Source organism: Pontivivens ytuae (assembly GCF_015679265.1).
In the GTDB taxonomy this organism is placed as follows: domain Bacteria; phylum Pseudomonadota; class Alphaproteobacteria; order Rhodobacterales; family Rhodobacteraceae; genus Pontivivens; species Pontivivens ytuae.
The window spans coordinates 2,299,010-2,313,858 of sequence record NZ_CP064942.1 but is presented as its reverse complement, the minus strand read 5'-3'; the positions used below and the strand labels follow the sequence as shown (position 1 = coordinate 2,313,858).

Annotated in this window: 15 protein-coding genes; 13 read left to right on the top strand and 2 right to left on the bottom strand. The window is 66.6% G+C overall.

Going from position 1 to position 14,849, the window contains the following annotated elements:
* The first annotated feature begins 108 nt into the window (after positions 1–108).
* The 10 genes from I0K15_RS11210 to preA all read left to right on the top strand — a co-directional run bounded on the left by I0K15_RS11210 (position 109) and on the right by preA (position 8,791).
* Positions 109–387 carry a hypothetical protein gene (locus I0K15_RS11210; RefSeq protein WP_196101609.1) on the top strand — a complete coding sequence of 93 codons (279 nt, stop codon included), beginning with the start codon at positions 109–111 and terminating at the stop codon, positions 385–387.
* Positions 384–743, top strand: coding sequence for a response regulator (locus I0K15_RS11205; protein ID WP_196101608.1), 360 nt, complete (start codon positions 384–386; stop codon positions 741–743). The genes I0K15_RS11210 and I0K15_RS11205 overlap by 4 nt, the downstream gene beginning before the upstream one ends.
* 7 nt (positions 744–750) lie before the next feature.
* On the top strand, positions 751–2,775 hold the full coding sequence (locus I0K15_RS11200; protein ID WP_196101607.1) for a chemotaxis protein CheA: 2,025 nt from the start codon (positions 751–753) through the stop codon (positions 2,773–2,775).
* On the top strand, positions 2,772–3,275 hold the full coding sequence (locus I0K15_RS11195) for a chemotaxis protein CheW (RefSeq protein ID WP_196101606.1): 504 nt from the start codon (positions 2,772–2,774) through the stop codon (positions 3,273–3,275). The genes I0K15_RS11200 and I0K15_RS11195 overlap by 4 nt, the downstream gene beginning before the upstream one ends.
* Before the next feature lie 68 nt (positions 3,276–3,343).
* Positions 3,344–4,096 (top strand): CheR family methyltransferase, encoded by a 753-nt coding sequence (locus I0K15_RS11190; RefSeq protein ID WP_196101605.1) that lies wholly within the window; start codon positions 3,344–3,346, stop codon positions 4,094–4,096.
* Positions 4,093–4,638 carry a chemotaxis protein CheD gene (locus I0K15_RS11185; RefSeq protein ID WP_196101604.1) on the top strand — a complete coding sequence of 182 codons (546 nt, stop codon included), beginning with the start codon at positions 4,093–4,095 and terminating at the stop codon, positions 4,636–4,638. Before I0K15_RS11190 ends, I0K15_RS11185 begins: the two co-directional genes overlap by 4 nt.
* Positions 4,635–5,690 (top strand): chemotaxis-specific protein-glutamate methyltransferase CheB, encoded by a 1,056-nt coding sequence (gene cheB / locus I0K15_RS11180; RefSeq protein WP_196101603.1) that lies wholly within the window; start codon positions 4,635–4,637, stop codon positions 5,688–5,690. The genes I0K15_RS11185 and cheB overlap by 4 nt, the downstream gene beginning before the upstream one ends.
* A gap of 10 nt (positions 5,691–5,700) precedes the next feature.
* On the top strand, positions 5,701–6,081 hold the full coding sequence (locus I0K15_RS11175; protein WP_196101602.1) for a response regulator: 381 nt from the start codon (positions 5,701–5,703) through the stop codon (positions 6,079–6,081).
* 71 nt (positions 6,082–6,152) lie between these two features.
* On the top strand, positions 6,153–7,487 hold the full coding sequence (locus tag I0K15_RS11170) for an NAD(P)-dependent oxidoreductase (protein WP_196101601.1): 1,335 nt from the start codon (positions 6,153–6,155) through the stop codon (positions 7,485–7,487).
* A 2-nt stretch (positions 7,488–7,489) separates the two neighbouring features.
* Positions 7,490–8,791, top strand: coding sequence for an NAD-dependent dihydropyrimidine dehydrogenase subunit PreA (gene preA, locus I0K15_RS11165; protein WP_196101600.1), 1,302 nt, complete (start codon positions 7,490–7,492; stop codon positions 8,789–8,791).
* An 84-nt stretch (positions 8,792–8,875) separates the two neighbouring features.
* Here the strand turns inward: preA and I0K15_RS11160 are convergent, their stop codons facing one another.
* Positions 8,876–9,406, bottom strand: coding sequence for a hypothetical protein (locus tag I0K15_RS11160; RefSeq protein WP_196101599.1), 531 nt, complete (start codon positions 9,404–9,406; stop codon positions 8,876–8,878).
* A 78-nt stretch (positions 9,407–9,484) separates the two neighbouring features.
* On the bottom strand, positions 9,485–10,108 hold the full coding sequence (locus tag I0K15_RS11155) for a TetR family transcriptional regulator C-terminal domain-containing protein (protein WP_196101598.1): 624 nt from the start codon (positions 10,106–10,108) through the stop codon (positions 9,485–9,487).
* Positions 10,109–10,238: 130 nt separating this feature from the next.
* On the opposite strand from I0K15_RS11155, the gene aptA reads away from it, so the two are divergent.
* The 3 genes from aptA to I0K15_RS11140 all read left to right on the top strand — a co-directional run bounded on the left by aptA (position 10,239) and on the right by I0K15_RS11140 (position 14,530).
* The gene (gene aptA, locus I0K15_RS11150) at positions 10,239–11,567 is read left to right on the top strand and encodes an omega-aminotransferase AptA (protein WP_196101597.1); all 1,329 of its coding nucleotides are present in this window, start codon (positions 10,239–10,241) and stop codon (positions 11,565–11,567) included.
* A 127-nt stretch (positions 11,568–11,694) separates the two neighbouring features.
* Positions 11,695–13,188, top strand: a complete 1,494-nt coding sequence (locus I0K15_RS11145) for a CoA-acylating methylmalonate-semialdehyde dehydrogenase (protein WP_196101596.1) — start codon at positions 11,695–11,697, stop codon at positions 13,186–13,188.
* An 85-nt stretch (positions 13,189–13,273) separates the two neighbouring features.
* Complete coding sequence (locus I0K15_RS11140) at positions 13,274–14,530, top strand: Zn-dependent hydrolase (protein WP_196101595.1); 1,257 nt, start codon at positions 13,274–13,276, stop codon at positions 14,528–14,530.
* Positions 14,531–14,849 lie beyond the last annotated feature (319 nt).

Here is a 14,849-nt window from a genome sequence, read left to right as displayed (position 1 = left end):
ACCGCGACGAGATTGAATTGAATTATCGATGACGACCCCGGATCGGTAACCAAGCGGTAAGGCGTAGCTGTCATGTCTCCCCTCTGAACGCCCTTGAGGAGGATCCACATGTCCGCACCCCACGAGTTCGTCATGCCCGGCCGCTCCGACGCCACGGCGGCCTTCGAACTGCTGGAAAAGCTGCGGGCGGACGCCGTCCGCTCGATCAATGCCTCAGGGGTGGAGGAGATGAGCACGCCGATGATCTCGGTCATCGTCGCGGGCGGCGAGGCGCTGCGCAAGAAGGGCGAGCAACTGCTGATCAAGAGCCCCTCGGACGGCTTCGTGAACGCCTTTTCCGACCTCGGTCTCTTCTCCGAAATGATGAAGCTGGAGTTCACGAAATGAAGCGCATTCTCGCCGTGGACGACACCCGCGCCATGCTCGGCATGCTCGTCGATTGTCTCGAGGATGCGGGCCACACGGTCTATGTCGCGAAGGACGGGGTCGAGGCGATGGAACAGCTCGACCGCCACCAGCCCGACATGGTCATCACCGATCTCAACATGCCGCGCATGAACGGGCTGGAGCTGATCGCCGCCGCGCGGGAGACGCCGCAGGGCCGGACGCTGCCGATGCTGCTGCTGACCACCGAAACCGCGCAAGAGCTGAAGGACGAGGCGCGCCGCATCCGCGCCACCGGCTGGCTCTGCAAACCCTTCGACCCCGACCAGATCCTCGGCCTGGTCGATCAGTTGGCATAGGCGCGCCATGGCGGGCGATGACGAGAAATACCGGGACCTGTTCTTTGCGGAGGCGGACGAGCTCGTCTCCGAACTGCAGGAGATGCTCGCGAAACTGCGGGGCGGCGCGCGGGACGACGAGGTGGTGCACGCGGCCTTCCGCGCCGTCCACTCGGTGAAAGGCGGGGCCGCGGCCTTCGGCCTCCACGAGTTGATCGAGTTCGCCCATCTCTTCGAAAGCGTGATGGATGCGTGTCGCAAGGATGCCGCGGCCTTGCAGGACAGGACGATCGACGTGCTGATCCGCGCGACGGACGTGATGCAGGACCTGCTCGAATGCGCGCAGAGCGGGCGTGCGCCCGCCGCCGAAGCCCGCCAAAGGGTCGAGGAGGATCTGCGCGCCTGCATCGATGCTCCGGCTCCGAAATCCGAACCAGCGCAGCCCGCACCAGAAGTGCAGGCAACCGATGCCACCGGCAAAGCCACGGAAATGGCGATAACATTCGCGCCTGCCGACGACTTCATCCTGTGCGGCCACGACCCGCTGCGCGTCGTCCGCGCGGCACGCAATATCGGGCTCAGTGATGTCAGCGTCGAGGGGACGGTCGCGTCCCTCGACGAGCTGGACCCGATGGTCTGCCCTTTCCGCTGGACGCTCACCTTCAAGGGCGCCGATCCGGCGACGCTGCGCGACTTCTTCGCGGTCTACGACCTCTCGGCCAAGGTGGACGGCCTGCCGCCGCCCCAGGTCGACCCCACGCCAAAGCCGAAGCTGCGCCCGTCCGATGGTGATGGGGAGCCGGCGGGCATGGGCCGCGGCACCGGCTTCGCCAAGTCCCTCCGCGTGGAACTGCCCCGCATCGACCGGCTGGTGAACCTCGTCGGAGAGGTCGTTATTCTGCAGGCAGCCCTTGCCCAGGACCTGCGCGGGATCGACGCGCAGGGCGGCACTACCGAAAGCCGAATCTCCCGCTCGCTGGAAACGCTCTCCCGTCAGGTGCGGGAGATGCAGGACAGCGTGATGGCGATCCGCGCGCAGCCCATCAAGTCGGTGTTCAGCCGGATGCCCCGCGTCGTCCGCGACCTCGCCGACATGCTGGGCCGAGAGGTGCGCCTCGACGTCTCAGGCGAGCAGACCGAGGTCGACACGACGGTGATCGAAGAGCTGGTCGAGCCGCTGACCCACATGCTGCGCAACGCCATGGACCACGGCATCGAAACGCCTGAGGATAGGGAGGCCGCGGGCAAGTCGCGCCAGGGCCACATCCACCTCGCCGCCGAACATCGAGGGGAGCGTGTCGTGATAACGGTCTCCGACGATGGCCGCGGCATCGACCGCTCCCGCGTTGCCGCGATTGCGCTCGAGCGAGGACTGATCGGTTCCACCGAGGGGCTGTCTCCGGACGACATCGACAACCTGATCTTCCTCCCCGGCTTCTCGACAGCCTCCAAGGTCTCCGAGGTGTCGGGCCGCGGCGTCGGGATGGACGTGGTGAAGCGCAAGATCCAGGCGTTGGGCGGCCGATGCAGCCTGCGCTCGACCCCCGGCCAGGGCACGGAAATCCAGATCACCCTGCCCCTGACCCTCGCCGTGCTCGACGGCATGGTTGTCGAGACGAGCGGCGAACAGTACGTGCTCCCCCTCTCCGTCGTGGTCGAAACTGTCCGCTTGTCGGAGCTCAAGGTCGAGGAACTGCCCGGCGGCGCACAGGTTATCGGACGCCGCGGCGAATACCTCGCACGCCACGACCTCTCGCACCTGCTGGGCCTGCCGCGGAGTGCGGAGCCCGACATGATCCTGATCATCGAGGCCGAGGACGAAGGTCGCATCGGGCTCGCCGTCGATGGCGTGATCGGCCAGCGGCAGGTGGTCCTCAAGAGCCTTGAGGCGAACTACCGCAGCATCGAGGGCGTCTCCGGCGCGACCATCCTCGGCGACGGCCGCGTCGCGCTGATCATCGACCCGACTGCGCTGCTGGCCCTCGAACGACGATCCGGAGCCGCCATCGCCAACACCGCCATGCCCGCTGCTCGACAGGAGACGATACATTGACCGTCGAACTGACCACCGCCCCGACGCCCAAGACACGCGCCGCCCCCGCGGATGAAGCGCACCGCCAGTTCGTCACGTTCGAGGTCGACGGCCGGTCCTACGGCGTCGATATCAGGCAGGTGCGCGAGATCCGGCAGTGGACCCGCACAACGCTTTTGCCGAACCAGCCGGCGCATACCCGCGGCGTGCTCAATCTGCGCGGCACCATCATTCCGGTGTTCGACCTTCGGGTGCGGCTCGGCGGCCCGGCGCTCGATCCCACGCCGACCAACGTCATCGTCATCGTGCAGCTCAACGACCAGATGATCGGGGTGGTCGTCGATGCGGTCTCCGACATCCTGCGCGTGGCCGATGACGAAGTGCTGGACATCCCGGGCGGCGCGGAAAGTGCAGCGTCCGAGGCGCTTCAGGGTCTGGTAACAGTGAAGGACGAACTGATCGGACTGCTCGACCTGTCCCTGATCTTCGGGCACGAGAGCGCGGAAAGCGTCGCAGGCTGACCGGGTTGGAAGGGGCGCGTGCACAACGGGAACCATCAAGCGGCGAACTGGCCCGCCTGACGGAACGCGTGTCTCATGAGCTTGGCATCGTATTGCGGCCCCACAAGCAGGCGACGGTTGCAGCGCGGCTGATGCGGCGAGGGGAGCTCCTCGGTCTCACGACGCTCAACGACTATCTGGAGCATCTGGAAAGTCCGGCGGGATCCGGCGAGCGCGGCAAGTTCATCGAGACCGTCACGACGAACATGACGTCGTTCTACCGCGAGCCGCACCATTTCGACCTCCTCGCGGACCATCTCCGGCAAGACCGCCTGCGCGACACCCCGCTCCGCCTCTGGTCGGCCGGGTCGGCCAATGGTGCGGAGGCCTGGAGCATGGGGCTGACCGCGCTCGATACCCTGCCGACGATCCGATCGACAGCGATGCGGCTCCTCGCGACGGACGTGGATCGCGCGCAAGTCGCGATGGTGGCTCGACCGAGCTATCCGCTCGGCCAGATCGGGCAGATCCCCGCCCACCTCCACCGGCATCTCGAACGGGATCACGCGATGTTCCGGCCCGGCGCGGCGTTGCGCGCCCTCGTCCGGCCGCGCTGTCTCAACCTCATGGATCCGTTCCCGTTCAAGGGCCCGTTCCAGGTGATCTTTTGCCGAAACACGCTGATGTATTTCTCACCCGCCACCAAGGAGGGCGTGCTCCACCGATTGATCGAGGTTCTGGACGACGGTGGCCTGCTGTGCCTCGGCCATTCGGAAGCGCTGATGACCGTCCCGCGCGCGCTCAAGGCCATCGGCACCACCGCATATCGGAAACGCGGATGAGCCTCGTCGATCCGGATCAGCTGTCCTCGGGGCCGCTTGCGGTTACCGATGTCGGACCGGGCGATGTCGCGGTGAACGGCGGGGCCGACACCGTTCTGACCACGCTGCTCGGATCCTGCGTCTCCGTCTGTCTGCTGGATCGCCCCCGTCGCATCGGCGGCCTCAACCACTTCCTGCTGCCGCGTCGCCATGATCCCTCCGACCACTCGGCACGGTATGGCGATACGGCGATGGCGCGCCTGATGGCGGAGATGACCCGCGCCGGAGCCGAAGAGAGCGACCTGATCGCCAAGATCTTCGGGGGCGCCGATATCCTCAAGCCGCCGCGGTCGGGCTCCATCGGTCAGGCCAACATCGCCTTTGCGCGGCAGATCCTGAACGAGTGGAACATCCCGATCCATGCGGAGGATACGGGGGGCACCCGCGCGCGGCGGATCTTCCTGGTGCCGCGGACCGGATCCGTCTCCGTCCATCTCATCCGGACGACTACCGACCCTCATGCCTCGGTACGGGGCGCTGCTGTAAGAGAGCGCCCGTCATGAACATAAAGCCGATCCGCATCGCCGTCGTAGATGACAGCCGCTTCATGCGCACGCTGATCACGGAAACACTGTCCACCCTGCCCGAGGTCGAGATCGTGGCTACCGCCGGAACCGCCGCGGAGGCGCGAGAGGTGATCCGAACTCACGCGCCCGACGTGATCACGCTCGATGTCGAGTTGCCGGACATGAACGGCATCGCATTGCTCGAGCGAATCATGGCCTTGCGGCCCACCGCGACCGTGATGGTGTCCGCCTTCACCGCGGCGGGCACGGATGCCACGCTCGCGGCCCTCGAACTCGGCGCGGTCGACGTGGTGGCGAAGCCGGACGGATCGTTCGGCCTCATGGGCTTCCGCGCGAAGTTGCGGGAGAAGGTGCTGGCGGCGGCAGCGGCACATGTGGGCTATCAACCGGTCCCTCGCGCGCACGCAACACACTACGGCTCGACAACTGGAACCCGCCCCGAGCTGATCGGCATCGCGTCATCGACTGGTGGTGTGGCGGCACTGAGCCGGATCCTCGAAGGGCTTGCCGAGGACACGCCGCCGATCGTGATCAGCCAGCACATGCCGGCGAACTTCGTGCTGCGCTTCGCCGAACGGATGCAGACCCGCTGTCGCCCCGATGTTGCCGTCGCGACCGACGGGGAACAGTTGGACGTCGGCATGATCCGGCTTGCCCCGGGCGACCTGCATGTCGTGCCAAAGATGAGACCGCACGGTCTGGTCAGCACCCTCAGCAACGCGCCGCCGCCCTGCGGACACCGGCCCTCCGGCGATGTCATGTTCGATGCGATGGCGGAACTGGATATGGTCCGGTGCGGCGTGATCCTCACCGGCATGGGCCGCGACGGCGCCAATGGTCTGTTGGCACTGCGGCGCTCTGGCGGTCTTTGCATCGCGCAAGACGAGGCTTCGGCCGTCGTGTTCGGAATGCCGCGTGTGGCCTGCGAAATCAACGCGGTTGACGAAGTGCTGTCGCTCGACGCCATCGCTGCACGCTTGTCCACCTTTTCTCAACCTTCTGGGCGCAAAGTCCGCATATCGAACTGAGGAGAATCCCATGCCGTCGCCTCGATCCCTGAAGATCCTGGTCGTGGACGATCAACAGTCCATGCGCGGTCTCGCGCGCCAATGTCTAGCACGCCTTGGCGTGCAGGAGGTCGCGCTGGCCGCGACCGGGGAGGCGGCGCTCGACATGATGGCGGAGACGCGCTTCGACATCGTCATTTCCGACCTCAACATGCCCGGGCTCAGCGGCGTGGACCTCGCCCGCCGGATCAAGGAGCATCCGGTCTTCGCCCGCATTCCGGTTTTTCTCGCCACGTCGGATGCCTACCGCGAGCAGGCGGAGGACGAGACGGTCGACCACTTCGTCGCGAAGCCGTTCTCGGTCGCCGACATGCGCGGCGCGCTGGAGGCGCATCTGGGCCCACTTGAATGAGGCATGATTTTACCAATTGATAAAAAAATGGCCGGTTGTAAGCTTTCCCTCAACAGGGAAGGAGCACAGCCATGCCGAACGGACCGCAGGTCTCCGGAATAGCCGCGAACCGCCTGAGCGCGGCGGAGTACGAACGCAACTTCGCGGACCTCTATCCGCCTCTCGACCGACACGAGGCACAGGTTGCGGCCGATCGCTGCTACTTCTGTCATGATGCGCCCTGCATCACGGCCTGTCCGACCGACATAGACATCCCGCTCTTCATCCGCCAGATCGCGACCGATACGCCGGAGGCCGCAGCCAAGACGATCTTCGAGCAGAACATCCTCGGCGGGATGTGCGCGCGGGTCTGCCCGACCGAGCAGCTTTGCGAGGAAGCCTGCGTGCGCGAGGCCGCCGAGGGCAAGCCGGTGCAGATCGGCCGGCTGCAACGCTTCGCCACCGACACGCTGATGGAGCGCGACGTTCACCCGTTCGAGCGGGCAGCGAAGACCGGCAAGCGCGTTGCAGTGGTTGGCGCCGGTCCGGCGGGGCTTTCCTGCGCTCACCGGCTGGCGCTGCACGGACACGACGTCACCATCTACGATGCGAAGCCGAAGCCCGGCGGTCTCAACGAATACGGCATCGCCGCCTACAAGACGCCCGACAGCTTCGCGCAGCGCGAGGTCGAATGGCTGATGAAGATCGGCGGGATCACGCTGGAGGCCGGGAAGGCTCTGGGCCGCGACATTGACCTCGACGGCCTCGCCACCGAGTACGACGCGGTGTTTTTGGGCATGGGTCTCTCGGGCGTCAATGCGTTGGGCACGGACGGAGCCGACAAGCAGAACGTGACCGACGCGGTGCGCTTCATCGACTACCTGCGGCAGACCGAGGACAAGTCGTCGGTTCCGGTCGGGCGCCGCGTCGTCGTGATCGGCGGCGGCATGACGGCGGTCGACGCCGCGGTCCAGTCCCGCCTGCTGGGTGCCGAGGACGTCACGATCGTCTACCGCCGCGGCCAGGATCGCATGAGCGCCAGCGGCAAAGAGCAGGATCATGCGACGCATGAGGGCGTCCGCATCATCTGCAACGCGCAACCCGTCGCGGTGCATGGGAACGGCGCGGCTCGCGAGGTCGAGTTCGAGTACACCACCGACAGTGGCGGGGGGCTCACCGGCACGGGCGAAACCTTCCGCCTCGCCGCGGATCAGGTGCTGGTGGCGATCGGGCAGGCGCTCGGCGACGTGCCGCTGGACCTTGATGGGCGTAAGATCGCGGTTAACGGAGCCGGTCGCACCTCGCGGGCCGGCGTCTGGGCCGGTGGTGACTGCGCGGCGGGCGGCGACGACCTGACCGTCACCGCAGTGGCCGAGGGTCGCGACGCGGCGGAAGACATCCACGCAGAACTGATGAAGGGAGCCTGATCATGGCCGATCTGTCGATCGATTTCGTGGGCATCAAGAGCCCGAATCCGTTCTGGCTGGCCTCCGCCCCGCCGACGGACAAGGAATACAACGTCCGCCGCGCCTTCGAGGCGGGATGGGGCGGTGTGGTCTGGAAGACGCTGGGCCTCGATCCGCACGTGGTGAACGTGAACGGGCCGCGCTACGGCGCGATCTGGGGCGCGGACCGGCGGCTGCTGGGCCTCAACAACATCGAGCTGATCACCGACCGGCCGCTCGAGGTGAACCTGCGCGAGATCAAGCAGGTCAAGCGCGACTACCCGGACCGCGCGATGGTCGTATCGCTCATGGTGCCGTGCGATGAGGAGAGCTGGAAAACGATACTGCCGCTGGTCGAGGAGACCGGCGCGGACGGGGTCGAGCTCAACTTCGGTTGCCCGCACGGGATGAGCGAGCGGGGCATGGGCTCCGCCGTCGGGCAGGTTCCGGAATACATCGAGATGGTCACCCGCTGGGTGAAGCAGAACACGCGCATGCCCTGCATCGTGAAGCTGACGCCGAACATCACCGACGTGCGCCGCCCGGCGGAGGCGGCGCATCGTGGCGGTGCGGATGCGGTGAGCCTGATCAACACGATCAACTCGATCACGTCGGTCGATCTGGACCTCTTCGCGCCGGAGCCGACGATCGACGGCAAGGGCGCACATGGCGGCTATTGCGGGCCGGCGGTGAAACCCATCGCGCTCAACATGGTGGCCGAGATCGCCCGCAATCCGGAGACGGCGGACCTGCCGATCTCGGGCATCGGCGGGATCACGACCTGGCGCGATGCGGCGGAGTTCATCGCGCTCGGCGCCGGTTCGGTACAGGTCTGCACGGCGGCCATGACCTATGGCTTCAAGATCGTGCAGGAGATGATCTCAGGCCTCGAGCAGTGGATGGACGAGAAGGGTCACGAGAGTATCGCAGCGGTGACCGGGCGCGCCGTGCCGAACTGCAGTGACTGGCAGAACCTCAACCTGAATTACGTTGCGAAAGCTCGGATCAACCAGGACTTGTGCATCAAGTGCGGGCGCTGCTACGCGGCCTGCGAAGACACCTCGCACCAGGCGATCTCGATGAGTGCGGATCGGACGTTCGAGGTGATCGATGCGGAATGCGTCGCCTGCAATCTGTGCGTGAATGTCTGCCCGGTCGAGCAGTGCATCACGATGGAGCCGATGGCCGCGGGCACGGTCGATCCGCGGACCGGGCGCACGGTCGAGGCCGAGCCTGCCGATTGGACGACGCATCCCAACAATCCGGCGCGGGTCGCGGCGGAGTAGAATAGGGCCACCGGAGGGGGGTCCTATGGCACGTCGCCCGGTCGGGGGGCCGGGCGGCGTGTTCCACTTGCCGCGTGGCCGACGTCAGCTTTCACCCACGTCGATCCGACCGCTGGACGTCGAGGTCAGGGTATCCCCCTCACCGGAGAGTCGTTCGGCCAGCGCCTCCCGCTCCGCCGCAACGGTCGGCGGGATCAGGAGCGACAGCGCTCCGGCCTCGGGCGCTTCGCTGATCCGCTCGATCATCGCGTTCAGGCTCCTCTCCCGTGCGACCTGTTCGGCCAGGCGCACGGCATCGCTTTCCGACAGCTCGGCCAGAGATTCGAGCAGCGAGCGCGCGGCCGCCTCGGTCAGCGGCGGACGCAGGGGCGCCGATTGAACGGCCGGCGTCTGGGAGGGCTGGCTAACCGGCGTGGCCGTCGTGCTGCCGCCCCCTTCTGCAGGAGCGGTTCCGCCGCCGCCCGTCGTACCGCCGGTCGAGCCCGTGCCGCCGGTGGATCCGGTGCCGCCCGTGCTGCCGTCATCGGGGGGAGTTGTGGTCCCGTCGCCATCCCCCGCAGGGGGCGAGCCCGAGCCGGACCCGTTGCCCAGGACATTGATCGGTAGCAGTGCCATTGACGCCTCCTCACTTGAAAGAGGGGCCTTCTGCCACCTGTTGAGTCGCTGTTCTCGCCGATTCCCCTGAACGAGGTGTTAACGCGGCAGCAGCCCGCGGAAGAACAGCATCTCGATCGCCGCGGCGGCATCGTGGAACCGCGCCTCGTCGTCGGAGCCGAGTACCGCGCGCACCTGCACGTCGAAATCGGCGTAGTGCTGCGTGATCGCCCAGATCGCGAAGATCAGGTGGTGCGGGTCCATCCGCGCCAGCCGCCCCTGGGCCATCCAGCGCCGCAGGATCGCGGATTTCTCATCCACCAGCTCGCGCAGCGGCCCCTGCAGCTCGTCGGCGATGCGGGGCGCGCCCTGAATGATCTCGTTGGCGAAGAGGCGGCTTTCGCGGGGATAGTCGCGCGCCGCCTCCAGCTTCCGCTGGATGTAGCCGCGGATCTCTCGGACCGGATCGCCGCCGCCGTCAAGCTCCCGCAACGGATCGAGCCAGGTGTCGAGCAGCCGCTCCAGCAGGTCACGGTGGATCGCATCCTTGCTCTCGAAATAGTAGAGCAGGTTGGGCTTGGAGAGCCCCGCCGCCTCCGCGATCTGGTCGAGGGTCGAGCCCCGAAAGCCGTGGCGGGAGAAAACGTCGAGCGCCGCCTCCCGGATCAGCTCACGCTTCTCGGCCTGGATGCGCGTCTCCTTGCGCGGAGCTCCATCTGCCATCTTCCCTCCCGACGCGGCGCTTGACTGGGTTAGGCGCTCTGATAGCGTTCTGACCAATTGGTCAAAAGACCATAGCCGCACCGCCGGACGGCGCAAAGCCGAAACCGCCGGGCCTGACAGGAGGGTCCCGATGTCCGACCGGACGACCGCCGTTCCGAACGATCTCAACGCGTTCTGGATGCCCTTCACCGCGAACCGCCAGTTCAAGAAGAACCCGCGCATGTTCGTCGCAGCGAAGGACATGCACTACACCACCGCCAACGGGCGGCAGGTGCTCGACGGCACCGCGGGGCTGTGGTGCTGCAACGCGGGCCACGCGCGGCCGAAGATCACGGAGGCTGTGTCGAAGCAGGTCGGCGAGCTCGACTACGCGCCCGCCTTCCAGATGGGCCACCCGAAGGCCTTCGAGCTCGCCAACCGCCTGATCGACATCGCGCCGGAGGGGATGGAGCACGTCTTCTACACCAATTCCGGGTCGGAGAGCGTGGAGACGGCGCTGAAGCTCGCGCTCGCCTATCACCGCGCACGGGGCGAGGGCTCGCGCACCCGGCTCATCGGGCGCGAGCGGGGCTATCACGGGGTGAACTTCGGCGGCATCTCGGTCGGCGGGATCGTGAAGAACCGCATGCATTTCGGCAGCCTGCTGACCGGCGTCGATCACCTGCCCCACACCCACGACCTGGAGCACAACGCCTTCACCCGCGGGCGGCCCACCTATGGCGCGCATCTGGCGGATGAGCTGGAGCGGATCTGCGCGCTGCACGATCCCTCCACCATCGCCGCGGTGATCGTGGAGCCGCTGGCGGGCTCCACCGGCGTGCTGATCCCGCCGATCGACTACCTCGCCCGGCTGCGCAAGATCTGCGACAAGCACGGGATCCTGCTGATTTTCGACGAGGTCATCACCGGCTTCGGCCGGCTCGGCAAACCCTTCGCCGCCCAGCGCTTCGACGTTCTGCCGGACATGATCACCACGGCCAAGGGCCTGACGAACGGCGTGATCCCGATGGGTGCGGTGCTGACCACCGGCGCGATCCATGACGCGTTCATGGACGGGCCGGAGAACATGATCGAGCTCTTCCACGGTTACACCTACTCAGGCAACCCGGTGGCGAGCGCCGCGGGCCTCGCCACGCTGGAGACCTACCGCGAGGAGGGCCTGCTGGAGCGCGCGGCCGAGATGGCGAGCTATTGGGAGGATGCGGCGCATTCGCTCAAGGGCCTGCCCCACGTCATCGACATCCGGAACCTCGGCCTGATCGCCGGCATCGAGCTGGAGCCGATCGAGGGCCACCCGACCAAGCGCGCGTTCGAGGCGTTCCTGCGCTGCTATGACAAGGGCGTCCTGATCCGCACCACGGGCGACATCATCGCCCTCTCCCCGCCGCTGATCATCGAGAAGCACCATATCGACGAGCTCTTCGGCACCCTCGCCGACGTGCTGAAGGACCTGCCATGACCGAGGCCCTCCCGCCCGTCGTCGACGCTACCGCGCCTTCGGCGCGACACCCCGCCTTCCACCTTGTCGAAATATCCCCGCCGGAGGCGCGCGCCGCCTCCCCGCGATCCCGCTGCGGAGCCAAGCCATGACCTACACCATCCGCAACGCGCTGAACGGCCAGCTTGTCGAGAGCGCGTCCGACCGCTCCCAGCCCGTCTTCAACCCCGCGACCGGGGAGGCGATCGGCACTCTCCCCCTTTCCACCACCGATGAGGTGGATGCCGCCGTCGCCTCGGCCAAGGCCGCCTTCCCAGCGTGGTCCCGCACGCCGCCGCTAAAGCGGGCCCGCGTGATGTTCCGTTTCCTCGAACTGCTCAACGCCAACACAGACAAGCTGGCGAAGGAGCTCTCCCGCGAGCACGGCAAGACCCATGACGACGCGCTCGGCGAGGTCGCCCGCGGCATTGAGGTGGTGGAGTTTGCCTGCGGTATCCCGCAGCTTCTCAAGGGCGAGTTCAGCCGCAACACCGGCCCCGGCATAGACAGCTACGGCGACCGACAGCCGCTGGGCGTCGTCGCGGGCATCACGCCCTTCAACTTCCCCGCCATGGTGCCGATGTGGATGTATCCCATCGCGATCGCCTGCGGGAACACCTTCGTCCTAAAGCCCTCCGAACGCGACCCGTCCGCGCCGATGTTCGCCTGGGAGTTGCTGAAGGAAGCCGGCCTGCCCGACGGCGTGATGAACATCGTGCACGGTGACAAGGGCGCCGTGGACCGGCTGCTCGACCATCCGGACGTGAAGGCGATCAGCTTCGTCGGCTCGACCCCGATCGCGGAATACGTCTATGCCCGCGGCACCGCGGCCGGCAAACGGGTGCAGGCGCTCGGCGGGGCCAAGAACCACATGATCGTCATGCCGGACGCCGACATGGACCAGGCGGCGGACGCGCTGATGGGCGCGGGCTTCGGCTCGGCCGGCGAGCGCTGCATGGCGATCTCGGTCGCCGTCCCAATCGGCGCGGAGACGGGTGAAAAGCTCGTCAGCGCCCTCAAGCCGAAGGTCGAGGCGCTGAAGGTCGGCCCTTCCACCGATCCGGATGCGGAGATGGGTCCGGTCATCACGGCGGAGGCGAAGGAGCGCATCTCCGGCCTCATCGACCGCGGGGTCGAGCAGGGTGCGGACCTGGTCGTCGATGGCCGCGGCTTCACCCTGCAGGGCTACGAGAACGGCTATTTCCTCGGCGGCACGCTCTTCGACAAGGTCGAGCCGGAGATGGACATCTACCGGACTGAGATCTTCGGCCCCGTGCTCTCCGTCCTTAGCCCGCAGACCTATGAGAGTGCGGTCGACCTCATCAACGCCCACGAATACGGCAATGGCACAGCCATATTTACCCGCGACGGGGACGCCGCGCGCGACTTCGCGGATCGGATCGAGGTCGGCATGGTCGGCGTCAACGTCCCGATCCCGGTGCCGGTCGCCTATCACTCGTTCGGCGGCTGGAAGCGCTCCGCCTTCGGCGACCACGCGATCTACGGACCCGAGGGCGTCCGCTTCTACACCCGCCTGAAGACCGTCACCACCCGCTGGCCCGACGGCATCGCCAAGGGTGCGACGTTCAGCTTCCCGAGTTGAGGACGACCGCCCCGGACCCGCTCCGGGGCCTTTTTCAGACGGTCCCGGCACTGCGGCCGGGACGGTTCCAGGAAGGAGACACGCCATGGCCGCCAACGCCCCCGGTGAAAACCTGAAGATCAACGGCGACCGGCTGTGGGACAGCCTGATGGAGATGGCAAAGATCGGCCCCGGCGTCGCGGGCGGCAACAACCGCCAGACCCTGACGGACGCCGACGGCGAGGGCCGCGCCCTCTTCCAGAAATGGTGTGAGAATGCGGGCTGCGAGATGGGGCTCGACCAGATCGGCAACATGTTCGCCCGGCGCGAGGGCACAGACCCAGATGCGCTCCCCGTCTATGTGGGCTCCCACCTGGATACGCAGCCGACCGGCGGAAAGTATGACGGCGTTCTCGGCGTCCTCGGCGGGCTGGAGATCATCCGCTCGATGAACGACCTCGGCATCAAGACCAAGCACCCTATCGTCGTCACCAACTGGACCAACGAGGAGGGCACCCGCTTCGCCCCCGCCATGCTTGCCTCCGGCGTCTTCGCGGGCATCCACACGCAGGACTGGGCGGAGGATCGGACGGATGCGGAGGGCAAGCGCTTCGGCGACGAGCTCGACCGGATCGGCTGGCGCGGTGAGGAAGAGGTCGGCGCCCGCAAGATGCACGCCTTCTTCGAACTCCATATCGAGCAAGGCCCGATCCTCGAGGCCGAGGACAAGGAGATCGGCGTCGTCACCCACGGCCAGGGGTTGAGCTGGACGCAGGTGACGGTGACGGGGAAGGACGCCCACACCGGCTCCACCCCCATGCCGATGCGCAAGAACGCGGGCCTCGGCATGGCACGCATCCTCGACCTGGTGGATGAAATCGCCTGGTCACACAAGCCGCACGCCGTGGGCGCAGCAGGCCATATCGACGTCCACCCTAACTCGCGGAACGTGATCCCGGGCAAGGTCGTCTTCACCGTCGACTTCCGCTCACCGGAGCTGAGCGTGATCGAGGATATGGAGAGCCGCCTGCGCGCCGGCGCAAAGGCGATCTGCGACGAGATGGGGCTGGAGGTCGAATTCGAGAAGGTCGGCGGCTTCGACCCCGTCGCCTTTGACGAGGGCTGCGTGGGTGCGGTGCGCGCGGCGGCTGAGCGGCTGGGCTACTCCCACCGCGACCTGATCTCGGGCGCGGGCCACGACGCCTGCTGGATCAACCGCGTGGCCCCCACGGCCATGGTCATGTGCCCCTGCGTGGACGGCCTGAGCCACAACGAAGCCGAGGAAATCTCGCCGGAGTGGGCCGAAAAGGGGGCCAACGTCCTGTTCCACGCCGTGGTGGAGACGGCGGAGGTGGTGGGGTGAAGAAAATACATGTCCGGTCTGGCACGGATGTGAAATCTAGCGATAGCTATCTCTGGATTAATAGCGATCGGATCAAAAAGCCTAAATACAACGTTGGCATTGATGCGGACGAGCTATCTCTATCTTGGAAGTACAGAAGCTCGGCTTCGGGCGGAGACTATGGCGAGTACGGCGTTACGCGTATCGGCGCCCTATCGCTACCGATCAGCGTACTAATCGAACTTTGTACTCAAGCTTTGCTCGAGAGCGGCTACAACCTCTCTGACAGCGAATTGAAACGGCTCCTACTAGCAATCTCGGAGTCCATACCGACCGAGGA